Origin of the sequence: Sporofaciens musculi, assembly GCF_009830285.1 — a bacterium.
GTDB lineage: Bacteria > Bacillota > Clostridia > Lachnospirales > Lachnospiraceae > Sporofaciens > Sporofaciens musculi.
Window position 1 is genome coordinate 2,602,920 of sequence record NZ_WUQX01000001.1, and the last position, 12,376, is coordinate 2,615,295.

Below are 12,376 nucleotides of genomic sequence, written 5' to 3' on the forward strand. Positions count from 1 at the left end.
TCTCACTTGTTCATTGGCTCTGTGTCTTATACGTCTGGCTCTTTGATAGTTTATTTGTTTTCCCCTACAAACTGGAATTTAACTACCTCTTAATTAATTGTTTAATTTTGGGAAGTATGAAACTCCCTAACAAATATAAATTACACAGATATACAAATAGATTTCCAATATATGAATAAAGAGTAAAGCGTCCTTTCATAGCAACCTGTTCTGATAATGTCTTTGTATCAGACTGAAAGTAATCGGTCTGTGCCAACACACAGCCCTTAACATTTGAAACAATCGACATTCCGTTATTTGTATGTCTGATTATATTACTTCCATTTTCAACCCCACGCACAATCGCTGTCTTTGCAGCTAATAATGTCATTTCTTTCCAATCCGAAGCTGGAACAATTAGTATATCTACATTATTTCTACCTGCCTGCTGTATTTTAGACAAAAATGCCATATCAGAACATATAAACGGCGCAATTCTACCATATTCTGTATCGAAACTTTTTAGCATTCCATCTCCTTTTTGGCACAGTTCTCCGATTGAACGTCCATGCTTAAAATATTCTGATATTAGTTCTCCTTGTGGATTAAATACTACCGTTTTATTTTCCTTTAAGTCCTCGTAAGGGGTTTTCACCAGTAATGAAACAATCAAATAAATTTCTTCCTGTTTTGCCATATCCGACGCTCGTTGCAAAAGCATATCTTCATCTTGTTTTAAAACCGCTCCATTCAGTTCAGACCAAAAAACAATCTTTGCACCTGCTTGTGCTTCCAACTCTGTTTTTAGGAAAAGTTCATCAGCTACTGATGATAGTTTATTCCTTGTATTGGTAATGTTTTCATCAGTAAATGTGTTGGTATAAAATGTAGAATATACATCTTTATCATTATTTAACAGCTCTGAAATCGGAACGGTTACTCCAGCGATCCTAACACTTTTATCTGAATTTCCTACAAAATGAAACATAACAACTCCATAGACAAATACCAAACCAATTACAGAACCATATACGATTATGTATTTTCTGATGTATTCCTTTTTGCTTTTATTGTTTAAAATCCATATAACCATTGCCGCCGTCCAATACATTAAAAAGGTGATTCCGTAAATCCCTGTTACCGTTACTATTTGTAGCAGATATTGATTTTGGTATTGTGTATAAGCGTCAGACAACCCGCCCAAAATAGGATATACCAAATAGATGATATTTTCTATTGATACCATTATACTTGCAAAAATAGCAGTATCCTGAAATCTCATTTTTGATTTAGACCAATAGATATATGGTAAAATTTTCAGAAAAGCTACCCAAAAAGCTACCACTATACATATTTTTATATCCATTCCGATGACTTTTTCAAACTGGAAAACAAACCCGATGGCATATATTGAGCCAATTATAAGATATACTTTTCGGGTATGATTGAGAGAAAGCATATGTAAAAACAAAATTGGATAAATCCATGCAAAAATCGGGATACACCATTCTCCATTGGACATTACATAAATTAAAAAAGTTAAGATTATGAAAACTGCAAATCGGTTACTTTTCAAAAGATTTTTCATTGCCAGACTCCTTGCTTACATTCTCTATAAACAGGAAGTTATAGTAAATAACCTATAGCAATAAAAAGATAGCTATACAAGCATTTCCTGTTTAATCTTAAATACATTACACCGCTAAGAACAGAAAATATCATAGTAGAAATTCCGTTCCATATTTCAAGTCCTACTCCTCTTGATACGAAATGCATTGCTCCCCATGTCATAGCCAATATAATACCTCCAAAAGGAATTGGACTTTCTTTTTTCAACAGAGTTTCAATCGCTTTTTGCCCATATATTATGATTAGAATAACAAGCATTACCTCAAATATATAGTATAAATACTGCGCACAAAATTGGAATACGGTTTTACCCTGTGCTTCGCCGACAATCTTTAATGTATGCCAATCAATGAAAGTCATAATTTTGCAGCCAATGAAACAAGCAAGCGTTACAATCCAACTTTTCGAGGAAATCTTACCCCTTTTGCTTCCCCATACTGGAAAATGATAATGCTTCCTTGAAAAAGGCAGGAGAACACCAATGAAAAACGCCCACATAAAAACCATTATGATACAATGAATACTTCTTTGCTGCATTGTATAATTCTGTATATCTACATGCAGAAATATAACTTCAATTGCAAATATTGACAGCAGTTCAAGCATAAATGCTCCAAATGAGAGCAAGCTCAGCCATAAATATTTTGTCCATTTTACTTCTTTAACCATTATTTATTCTCTCCTGATATTGTCAATACTTCAAATCCATGAATACGGCACGGAATATTTACACCTCTTAACAATGCCATTAAAAGCGTTGCTTTTGTATTGCACTGTCCGTATCCGTCCATTAATACCTGTTCGGCAGTTAATGTATCATTACGGTTGTAACCCAAATGTATTTCATTTTGCACAAATCCATAAATAGCTTTTATTTTATCAAATTCACTCAACTCGCCCCATCGCTTTTCGTTGATGAGTTTCTGTATGTCAACAGACTGATAATTCAGCATTTTAGTTTCTTCAAGAAATTGCATATCCATAATTAAACCTCCTAGTATAATAATGGTGTAGTCAAGAATGACCACTGGTTAATAGTTACAAAGTCCAATCTAATAAATCTATATAGATATAACAGAAGGAGGAGTTCCCCCTCCATCAGAAGTTATAAGGCAACATTATTTACCCTGTCTGAGGTTTCCTTAATGCACCAGACAAAACATAGAGGTATAATCACTGGAGGCAGGATCATTGACGACGCCTCCTTGGGAACTGGCCTTCCGGCTGGTGAAACCTCTTAGAAAGTCTGTCAGTCCATTCGGTGGTGATTTATGTTTTGGCTGGTTGGGAAGCCCCAGGCTATACCTGTATAAACCGCTAGGTTGTGTATCCGCCCTCTGGAAATGGATACCTGCCTGAAAGGATAAAACCATGAAATACCAAAAGTACTTATGATGCTTGAAAGCATCCCTTATCTCTCAGTCGGGCTTGATGTCGGCGCAGACTTCACCTGGATGTCCATCATGCTGCCCAATGGCATTCTCTCTGGAAAACCTTTTAAGATCATTCATTCTGATCCGCAGTCCCGTGAGCAAGCTGTCGCAAAAATAAAGGAAGCACAAGAGATGTATTCCCTCGAAAGCCGCTGCTTCCTTGAGTCCACCGGGATCTACCACATCCCGCTCCTGTACTTCCTTCGTGATAAGGGGTTTGACTGCTCAGTCATTAATCCTATCATCACTAAGAATAGCACAAATATGAACGTTAGGAAACTGCATAATGATAAATTTGATTCAAAAAAAGCTGCCAAAGTCGGCCTGGATGCTTCCCTGAAGACTTCCATCATACCAGATGATGAGGTCATTGACCTGCGCAACCTGGTACGGGACTACTATTACTTCAAGGACCTGCAGTCCGCTGTCGTACTGAAGCTCACGGCGGAACTGAAAGTGTCCTTTCCCGCATACCGGAAAGTGTTTAGCAAGGTCACTACCCAAACTTCCTTAAAGCTCCTGGAAGCTTACCCCCTTGCCGCAGACATGCTTGCCGCCCCAAAAGACATACTTGTGGAAACCATACGCAAAACCGCACGTTTCGGTGAAAAATATGCCGTTTCCAAATATGATGCCATACGTGCTGCCGCAAAGGACGCCGCTGTTTTCGGACGTGCGCTTCAAAGCAGTGCACTCCGGATCCGGCTGTATATCAAAACCTACCGGGAATACCAGGAGCATCTGGACAATATACTTGAGGACCTGCATAAGGCTGTTGATAAGCTGGAAGGGACGCCGGTTTATGACCGTATCTTCCTTCTCCAGTCCCTGCGTGGTGTCGGTTTTCTCAGTGCAGCCGTCCTGATCGCTGAAATGGGCTCCTTTGACCTGTTTTCTTCCCCAAAGAAGCTTTATGCTTACTTCGGCTTGGATCCTGCCGTGAAGCAATCCGGCAAGTTCAATGGGGATAAAGTCCACATGTCCAAGAGGGGTTCTAGCCTTGCCAGGCGTATCCTGCATATGGTGGCTATCAATAATCTTAAGGTGGATAAAGGGACAAAAACACCAGTAAATCCAGTTATCCACGGCTATTATACCGACAAATGCAAAAGCAAGAAGAAAAACGTGGCTGTCGGGGCTGTCATGCATAAAATCTGCAATATCATTTTTGCCATGCTCCGGGATAATAAACCATTTGAGATCATCACTCCTCAGGAACACTGTGAGCGGTATCTGGCAGCGCAGCCTGACAAGGTACGGAACGCAGCCTAACAGGTCTTATGAATTTTAAATAGTTCCACATGGGTGGGCTTATTAAAGTTACCCTTTTTACATCAAATGCTTCTGAAAAACTTTTTAACATTTTTCATTTTAGCTATTGACATTTCTTAGCTGGACTATTTGTTTGGTTTAATTATATCAGTTTACTTCTTCTGTAACTTTCAAAAAAACGCTATTCTTCACAGAAATACTCGCAGGCATTCCCATCATCTTTTTTGTAACCGTTGCAAAATGTGATGGTGAATCAAAACCAGACAGCATTGCCGCTTCCGTAATATTTTTACCATTCAATAATGCTAAAAAGGCTGTTTGCATTTGATGAAACTGAATATAGCTTTTTAAGGGCATCCCCATCTGCTCCTTAAATAAGTGCGACAGTCGGCTTGGTGACAATGCCACTTTATCAGCAAAAGAAGCAATTGAATGTATATCGCAATTGCACCGTTCTATTTCGTATAATAAATCCTTAACCCTATCATCATATATTTTAGATTGCTCCTTTACCCCTAAGAACTTATATAGTTGTATCATAAACTCTCTATATTCTCTCACTCCATCGCTATCAATAAGGCAAAATAATAAATTTTGGATGTATTCAATATCTTGATTATTAAAAATATAATACTTCATTCCTCCCATTCGTTCCTCCAATTGAATGGCTAAACTTGAAGCCGGTTCAATTATCATAGTAAAATACATTTTGTTGCCTGTTGAAAAACTATGTAATATGTCGCGGTTTATAACAATACATCTACATGAAATTTTATTATCTTCTACACCAATCTTCAAATTTTTTTCTATGCTTAAAAATAACTGCATTGCCCAATGCTTATGTGGGACAGATTCAATTTGGTCTGTTATGATTGAGATTTTATCTCTGTCCCAATATATTTTATTCATAGATGTTACCTCCCTCTATGCTTGGCTTTTTTCTTTTCTTGTCGTATAGCGTATTGTCGCTCTTTTTCAGCTTCTTTTTGCTCTCTGCTTTGAACTTTCCTTTCTATTTTGCCTTGTTCATGCTGAAACTTTAATACTCACTAAGGATTTCTTCTTTCTTCTATCAATAGGCTTCTCGGCAGTTATCGGTATAAGCCAAACACGGTTGATGTTCATTGCTCCCTCAATACGATTTTCTTTGCATAACCGCTGCACCCACCTAAGCGATACGTTCCATTTTTCTGCGGCTTCCTGTGTTGTCATATATTCAAACATTTTTAACCTCCTATTGCGTACTGTATATAGTATAGCCACTTGAACGAACTGTATCAAGTAGATAAATATGAACATTCATTATAACTATCCGAAAAGAAAAACGACAGAGCTTTTACCCTCTGCCGCCATGTTGCCTTGCCTATGCGTATATAATTTCTTCATTCACAATCTCCCTTGCACACGCCCTTATGTTATTCATTCTCCCTGTCCATTCTAAGGTGTTTTCTGCCTTTAGCTGTTCGTTATATACCCTGTGCTTGTTTCATGCCCTCCATGAGCCTTTCAAAGTGTTCCTGTGCCTGTTTGTCGATATCGGCAAGGTATGTATTCAGCCTGCCGCTTGTGAGAAGATTAGTGTATGTAACCTTACGGTATAGTTTCAGATAGTCCAAGTGCCGCTGTCCCTATGTGCCTATCGGCTGTTCTTCTTCGGCGGGTAAAGCTATACACGGTATTAATACTCTCCTTGCCGTTCGTATTTGCCGCCCAGTTCCTCAAAAATCGTCTTTACCATTGTCTGTTACCTCCACATTCTTTTTATTTTGAATGTCCGCAAAATCCGTCTTACACAAGACGATGGGCGGGAAGGTGAGAGCAACAGCATTATAAACCAGAAAGAATATCTGATGAAATACGCCAAAGAACACGGTTTCCCTAACCCGAAATTCTACGTGGACGACGGCTATACGGGTACGAATTTTGACCGCCCAAGTTTTAAGGAAATGTCGGCAGACATTGAAAAAGGGCTTGTAAAAACGGTCATCGTCAAAGACTTATCGCTCTTCGGCAGGAATTATATTGAAGTCGGCTCTTACTCCGGCATGAGAAAAGGACGGGAAACGAACACAGCAAATCGACATCTACTATTCCTATATCGGGATTGTGGACATCCCCACGGACCAGGAAATGCGGGAAATGGAACAGGAATATATGCAGCGTACCAAACGTCAAACCGCCTAAATACAGGCGTGGCAGGAGAAAATCTATGCTCCTGCCGATACATATCTATTTTTATCCCTATCTGGTTTAACCCATGAATACCTATTCTAAGAATGTACAGACTTTGTACGAACTCAGGAAACAATACAAAGACTTGCTCCACCCCGTACTCTCTCCCATCCTCCATCATAAAATCTGGATTATCCCGAAAGAAGCTCTCCTGCTCTTCCTCAGTAAGATTTACTGTATATTCCTCATAGAAATCCAAATCGTCACCCATGATAAAGTCAAAGAATCTCTGCAAAGGTTCTTCTGACATGTATATTTCACTTGGTTTTGGCATACCAGATCTCAATATCGCTATCCTCACCCCACATTGAATCATTCTCCGTTTCTAATATTTTAGAGTTTATTACTCTAAGATACAATAATTCAGAGGTGAGACTATGAACTACAAAGACCGTATCCATGCTTTACGTGAAAATAATGACTATACTCAAACAAAAATAGCAAATATCTTAAATATCGGTCAACGTACCTATGCAGACTATGAATACGGTAAAACCTGAATTCCCGTTGACGCTTTAATCAAGCTGGCCAAATTCTATAATGTGGATATGAATTATATTTCTGGTGTAAGCAATAAACGAAATAAATTCCCCATGGAATAAAATTATGATTGATGATTCTCCTTTTTGTTCATAAATATTTACTCCAAATTTTTAAATTATTTATAGATGGGATATTTGTCAGTATGTTGTGAATGATGGGGATCGGGTGTTGTGATATAAGCCTCCTTCATATTTTGATACTCTAAATAATCTATAAGTCTATCACATTCTTCAACATATACGAGGGATTTTAATAAATTACAATTTGTTAAATATGTAACTTGTTCCTCATCAAATTTTGCAAACATTAACTTCGCTCCTCTTAAATCTGTTTCTCTTAAATCTGCTTCTCTTAAATCTGCTCTTCTTAAATCTGCTTTGCTTAAATCTGCTTTGCTTATATCTGATCCTATTAACTTTGCTCCTCTTAAATCTGCTCCCCTTAACTTTGCTCCTTTTAAATTTGTTCCTCTTAAATCTGCTCCTTTTAAATTCAGCACAAGTTGATAATTATATTTTAAATACTTTTCAATATAACTGTGAAATCCTATATTATTATTCCACAAATGTATAAATTCAAGCATATTTCTAAAAACATTCATTTCGCAATCCATAACATTTTTATAAGGTTCTTTAAAATATTTACTTGCATGATAGGTCATTCCATCTTGTAGCATAATTTGAAATGATTCTTTTACTTTATCAAAATTATCTCGTAGCTTGCTTTTTGAAATTTTGATTTTGAGATACTCCAACATATTTGGAGATAAAATATAACCTTTTAAAAATTTCCCACAAACACGTAGCAAATCTTCTTGTGAATCTATCGCCTCATATATTAAACTAAAAATATATTCTGCAACAAAATATTCATAAATAGACCGATGTACAAAATATAATTGCTCTCCTTCTTTTCCTTCACAATGTTTTAGATTAAAAAAATCCCAATTAAAAAGTCGCTTTCTATATCTTCATTATCATTCATACTTTTTTGAATAGTTTTACATTGATTAAGGTACTCTTTTTGGGGGATACATGCTTCATCAGAGTTATTTTCAAACATCCATAATGCAATATTTCTTGACAGTTGATGTATTTGTTTTTTAATTACATTTATTCTATGTGGACTTTCATATTGTCTTCTTTGAAAACATCTCCCATAAATTCCCCCTTCTAACGAAAAAACCTGGTCATACACATCTACAATAGAATAATTATCTTCAATAGAAATATTTAAAGCCAATACAATATATAAAATGAGTGGAATTCCTAGCACTTCTTGATTCTCATAAATATTTTTTAAAGTATATTGAGCTATATTGCTCCCTGTTTTTTCTTTAAAAATCGTAAAAAAGCTCTTTATCTGATACTTATTCCATGATTGCAAAGTAATATATTTACATTGAATACTTTCTATATCCTTAATATAATTTACTCTACAAGTAACAATTAACGAGAAACATTTAATAGTATTATTCTTCACTAACTCCCAATACAGTTGATCTAATATTTCTTTCCTATCATCTTTTACACTAATTTCATCATAACCATCAAGAATTAATATTTTCTTATTTAATTCCTCATTTGATAATCCCAATTCCTTTAATATTTTTTCAGTTATATTTTCACTTTTCCATTCTACTTTTTTAATCAGAAGCAAAACGATACACTAAAATATCATCCACTTTTTCAATAAAATGTGCAGTTATCCACGTAATCAGTGTACTTTTCCCAATTCCAGGTTGCCCCAGAATAAGAAGCATTTCATTTTGGCTTCTCGTTTCTATATACCTTGCCAAAAATTTCTTTAAATCTGTAGATTTTTTTTTATTATTCCCATAAATAAAATGTGGTAAATGAGTATCCAGATACACGTCACTTAATTTGACATTTACACCATCATTTTCATCCCATTCATCAAAATCATTAAGAAACATATTCGCATTCCACTTATCTACATATTCTTGTGTTCTGTTTTCCTTTTGTATATTGCTTATCTGATTTTGCACTAATATCTTTAATAATATATCTAAAATCATCTGACTATAAGAATCTAACTTATTAAAATTCTCTTTTAATATATTAAACTCCTTTCTCATTTCTTCCCTAGTATCATCAACAGTATTACTTATCTGTATCGATATTTCTTCTACAAACCCTTCGCTTTCACGTAATAATTCAATTAATATTTCTGAAACAGAAAGCAAAGACTTTTTAATATCACTTTCACACTCTATATATGTTTTATTTTTATTATATTCATTCCACAAAACACTACACAAATTCAAACTGTCATATTTACATTGTCTAAATGTTTCATCCGTAATTTCAATATATGAAAGCAATTCTTTTATTTCAGCAACTATATAAGCAATATTATCTTTTTGAATATCCATAGACCTCATTTTTTCTTCTGAGAGAATATTTTCAATTTTAGACTTCCCATTGTTAATAAAATCATTAATCTTTCTAATACCTTTTTCTGAAACACTATCTACAGCAATTCCAATCAATTTATTGGATAACTCATTTTCCACCTTACATTTGACTACTGACTTAATTATTGCTGATATGATACTAACTGCAATACTCATATGTTATCCCCCTCGTACAAAATATACTATAATTATAGTATCAATAACTTCATACATCAAGCAATTATATGATTCGTCTCAAGTATCAACACTAAATGTACAAAAGTCCACAGGGGGATATGTTTCCATCCAAAAATAATTAAGTACCTACAATATACCTTATACTCTCCAAAAATCGCAAAAAAATAAGGCATACCAAACTTTCACATCCAATATGCCCTATAATAAATCAGCAATAATAACTAATTTCCCCAAAATATTCATACCACTTTTGCATGATCTCATTACTGTTTGCTTCAATAAATGCTAACAGCTTTCTTAAATCTTTGGCAGATATTTATGAATTGTTGTTTCAAACTAAATGCTTTTCCTCTTTTCGTTATCCATATTTTCGTTGAATTTGCTCTTGGATTATGTTTCGCAATATGAACATGAACCGACTCTGTTGGTTTATTCTCGTTTGACCAAAAGGAAATAATATAACCACCGAACTTAAAAATTTGAGGCATTTGCAAATCCTCCTTAATATCTTTAACTTCAAGTGTGTTTAACACTTTATTTAATTCCATATCGCTTCTTCCTTCATATTTCTTTTATGAAACTTAGATTTCATCCATCAATTCTTCTGCCTTAATGGTATTATATCCCTCATAATAATAACTTCCCTATTGTCTATCTGATCTGTTAATGCATTTTGTCGCACCTTTTATAGATATGGATAGCACGAGCAGTAAAGTCTGTATCACCTCAAGTAAATTCCATGCTGATTTTATTATAATTATGAATTATTTCTTTTTATCTTTTTTAAATCAAGCTATAAAAAGATTGGTTTTATTCTTTCTTCCATGTCAAAAAGATTCCAATGATTGCACCAATGGGCATAATGGGTGCTACTCTGACAAACAACCATTCAAATGAGTGAAATAACACTCCGAGAACGGCGGTTTCAGGCTCACTATAATCCCAACCCAGGTAAAAGCTTTCTAATGCCAATAAGATTGCAAAAATTGCTGCTATGACTACGCACATTGAGATAAAAATCCAATGTAGAATTCTTTTTCTTGTGATTTTTCTCTGTGCAAGTTGCAAGTTTATCACCTCCAGTTTTGCGGAAATCGCCTTTAAGTCATCAACCTCTGGCTCAATAACGTTTTCTCCAAGCAGCGTACTCACCGGTGTTTCAAGCACTTCCGATATGGAAAGCAACATATCAGAATCGGGAACTGACAGTCCCTGCTCCCATTTAGAAATTGTTTGCCGCACCACATTCAGCTTGACAGCAAGCTCCTGCTGGGAAAGTCCTTTTGATTTTCTGATTGTTTTAATATTTTCTTTGAGCATTAGGGATAGCCTCCTTCTTTCAGTTGTTACCACTATTGTAAGGGAAACTGTCCGTTGCCACAAGCAACGCATTTTAACATTCAAGTAAAATGACAAATTCCCATATTCTCAGTTCTATATTATAAAAGAATCTTTTGGAAATTATGTACGCGTCAAAATTTCAACTTTGCCATTCAGAAAAAGTCTGACAGGTAATTTTCACTTGCTCTGCCAGACTTTGGTGTTCATTTTCTATTTTTCTCCCATTAGGGCATTTTCAACAGCTTTCTTTATGACAATACTTGAATTTGTTGCCCCTGATACTGCGTCAACATCTATTTTCTGTTCTTCAATGATTCTATCTACAACAATTTCTGCAGGGCTTCCGCGCCCGTTTTTATGCTCTAAAATATCAATATTTGTGATTACTCTATTCTGAACCGTTACCTCCACTTTTGCATAAATAAAATCCACATCATATTCTCCCACATAAACTCCGTCTGGGACATCAGAAATATCCAAATTGCTAAAAACTGTTTCCTTTACTGCCTTTTTATAATCTGCCACACTTTTCAGATAAGCAGCCGTAAAAATCAAACCAATAAGGAAAAGAAGAATTGCTGTAAACAAAATAATTCTTTTTCGGGAAAGTTTCATTTTAGACACCTCTCAAGCTTGCAAGCACATTTCTCTCTCATAATTCTCTCTCCTTAGCCGTAATCGAATGATAAACAAGAGAAAATCCATAATCCAAAAACTGTTTTTTAGATAAACCCATTGACTTTTTAATATATTCTTCTTTGTTTGCAGCAAGCTGAATGATTCCGGAAAGCATACCCCAAAAATTAAATATAGCAGGTATAATTTCCAAATCACTCCTTAAATCCCCTTTTTCCATACCAGATAATAAAAAATGTTTTATCTTTTCATTTATTTCTTCCCCAATTTGAAAGGTTTCCTTTTCCTCTGGCAGATTATCATGACTCTCAAAATCAATGTTGATTTTATCCAACACCATTCTAAAATAAAAAGGAAATTCTTCCTGATACTGTACCAACCCGCGACAGATAAAGTTATATCTTGCTTCTGTGCTTTCGTGCTGTGCTAAAGCAGAGGATATATAGTCATAAAGTTTTTTCATACTATTCAATACTAAAATACTGACTATCTCCTCTTTATTTTTAAAATATACATATAATGTTGCTTTGCTGTATCCTGCGGCTTTCGCTATATCATCCATAGAAGTCGCGGCAATTCCTTTTTCCATAAACAATATGGATGCCGCAGACACAACGTTTTCCCGATGTACGCTTCTAGGCTCTTTCTTTCTCCGTCCCATGTACTCCTCCTCACAATAATTAAACTCATAGTTTAA

At 35.3% G+C, this 12,376-nt stretch carries 15 protein-coding genes and 2 pseudogenes; 3 read left to right on the top strand and 14 right to left on the bottom strand.

Going from position 1 to position 12,376, the window contains the following annotated elements:
- Positions 1 to 82: 82 nt before the first annotated feature.
- From GN277_RS13060 to GN277_RS13070, 3 genes are read right to left on the bottom strand one after another with little or no spacing between them, the layout of a single operon-like run.
- Positions 83 to 1,567 (bottom strand): nitrilase-related carbon-nitrogen hydrolase, encoded by a 1,485-nt coding sequence (locus GN277_RS13060; RefSeq protein WP_159751442.1) that lies wholly within the window; start codon positions 1,565 to 1,567, stop codon positions 83 to 85.
- 38 nt (positions 1,568 to 1,605) lie between these two features.
- On the bottom strand, positions 1,606 to 2,277 hold the full coding sequence (locus GN277_RS13065) for a hypothetical protein (RefSeq protein WP_159751443.1): 672 nt from the start codon (positions 2,275 to 2,277) through the stop codon (positions 1,606 to 1,608).
- Positions 2,277 to 2,591 carry a transglutaminase-like domain-containing protein gene (locus tag GN277_RS13070; protein ID WP_159751444.1) on the bottom strand — a complete coding sequence of 105 codons (315 nt, stop codon included), beginning with the start codon at positions 2,589 to 2,591 and terminating at the stop codon, positions 2,277 to 2,279. The genes GN277_RS13065 and GN277_RS13070 overlap by 1 nt, the downstream gene beginning before the upstream one ends.
- Before the next feature lie 408 nt (positions 2,592 to 2,999).
- Between GN277_RS13070 and GN277_RS13075 the strand changes: the two genes are divergently transcribed.
- Complete coding sequence (locus tag GN277_RS13075) at positions 3,000 to 4,313, top strand: IS110 family RNA-guided transposase (RefSeq protein ID WP_159750368.1); 1,314 nt, start codon at positions 3,000 to 3,002, stop codon at positions 4,311 to 4,313.
- A 147-nt stretch (positions 4,314 to 4,460) separates the two neighbouring features.
- Here GN277_RS13075 and GN277_RS13080 read toward each other — a convergent pair whose 3' ends face one another.
- From GN277_RS13080 to GN277_RS13095, 4 genes and pseudogenes are all read right to left on the bottom strand, one after another.
- Complete coding sequence (locus GN277_RS13080) at positions 4,461 to 5,222, bottom strand: helix-turn-helix transcriptional regulator (protein WP_159751445.1); 762 nt, start codon at positions 5,220 to 5,222, stop codon at positions 4,461 to 4,463.
- Between the two features lie 5 nt (positions 5,223 to 5,227).
- Positions 5,228 to 5,356: pseudogene (locus tag GN277_RS13085) on the bottom strand (DUF2992 family protein); the annotation flags it as partial.
- Entirely contained in the window at positions 5,340 to 5,537 is a 198-nt protein-coding gene (locus tag GN277_RS13090) for a helix-turn-helix domain-containing protein (protein ID WP_159751446.1), read from the bottom strand. The pseudogene GN277_RS13085 and the gene GN277_RS13090, both read right to left, overlap by 17 nt.
- Before the next feature lie 139 nt (positions 5,538 to 5,676).
- Positions 5,677 to 6,051 (bottom strand): annotated as a pseudogene (locus GN277_RS13095) (TnpV protein).
- 28 nt (positions 6,052 to 6,079) lie between these two features.
- On the opposite strand from GN277_RS13095, the gene GN277_RS13100 reads away from it, so the two are divergent.
- Together GN277_RS13100 and GN277_RS30205 are read left to right on the top strand one after the other, a co-directional pair.
- The gene (locus GN277_RS13100) at positions 6,080 to 6,574 is read left to right on the top strand and encodes a recombinase family protein (RefSeq protein WP_280178606.1); all 495 of its coding nucleotides are present in this window, start codon (positions 6,080 to 6,082) and stop codon (positions 6,572 to 6,574) included.
- A gap of 348 nt (positions 6,575 to 6,922) precedes the next feature.
- Positions 6,923 to 7,045, top strand: a complete 123-nt coding sequence (locus GN277_RS30205) for a helix-turn-helix domain-containing protein (RefSeq protein ID WP_244324702.1) — start codon at positions 6,923 to 6,925, stop codon at positions 7,043 to 7,045.
- 158 nt (positions 7,046 to 7,203) lie between these two features.
- Here GN277_RS30205 and GN277_RS13110 read toward each other — a convergent pair whose 3' ends face one another.
- The 7 genes from GN277_RS13110 to GN277_RS13140 all read right to left on the bottom strand — a co-directional run bounded on the left by GN277_RS13110 (position 7,204) and on the right by GN277_RS13140 (position 12,340).
- The gene (locus GN277_RS13110; RefSeq protein WP_244324703.1) at positions 7,204 to 7,896 is read right to left on the bottom strand and encodes a pentapeptide repeat-containing protein; all 693 of its coding nucleotides are present in this window, start codon (positions 7,894 to 7,896) and stop codon (positions 7,204 to 7,206) included.
- A gap of 119 nt (positions 7,897 to 8,015) precedes the next feature.
- Positions 8,016 to 8,747 (bottom strand): NACHT domain-containing protein, encoded by a 732-nt coding sequence (locus GN277_RS13115; protein ID WP_159751448.1) that lies wholly within the window; start codon positions 8,745 to 8,747, stop codon positions 8,016 to 8,018.
- Entirely contained in the window at positions 8,734 to 9,681 is a 948-nt protein-coding gene (locus GN277_RS13120; protein ID WP_159751449.1) for a hypothetical protein, read from the bottom strand. Before GN277_RS13120 ends, GN277_RS13115 begins: the two co-directional genes overlap by 14 nt.
- Positions 9,682 to 9,977: 296 nt before the next feature.
- Complete coding sequence (locus GN277_RS13125) at positions 9,978 to 10,250, bottom strand: DUF4160 domain-containing protein (protein ID WP_244324704.1); 273 nt, start codon at positions 10,248 to 10,250, stop codon at positions 9,978 to 9,980.
- A gap of 262 nt (positions 10,251 to 10,512) precedes the next feature.
- Positions 10,513 to 11,022 carry a helix-turn-helix domain-containing protein gene (locus GN277_RS13130; RefSeq protein WP_159751450.1) on the bottom strand — a complete coding sequence of 170 codons (510 nt, stop codon included), beginning with the start codon at positions 11,020 to 11,022 and terminating at the stop codon, positions 10,513 to 10,515.
- Between the two features lie 231 nt (positions 11,023 to 11,253).
- On the bottom strand, positions 11,254 to 11,658 hold the full coding sequence (locus GN277_RS13135) for an FMN-binding protein (protein ID WP_159756738.1): 405 nt from the start codon (positions 11,656 to 11,658) through the stop codon (positions 11,254 to 11,256).
- Between the two features lie 37 nt (positions 11,659 to 11,695).
- Positions 11,696 to 12,340 carry a TetR/AcrR family transcriptional regulator gene (locus GN277_RS13140; RefSeq protein WP_159751451.1) on the bottom strand — a complete coding sequence of 215 codons (645 nt, stop codon included), beginning with the start codon at positions 12,338 to 12,340 and terminating at the stop codon, positions 11,696 to 11,698.
- Between the last annotated feature and the right edge of the window lie 36 nt (positions 12,341 to 12,376).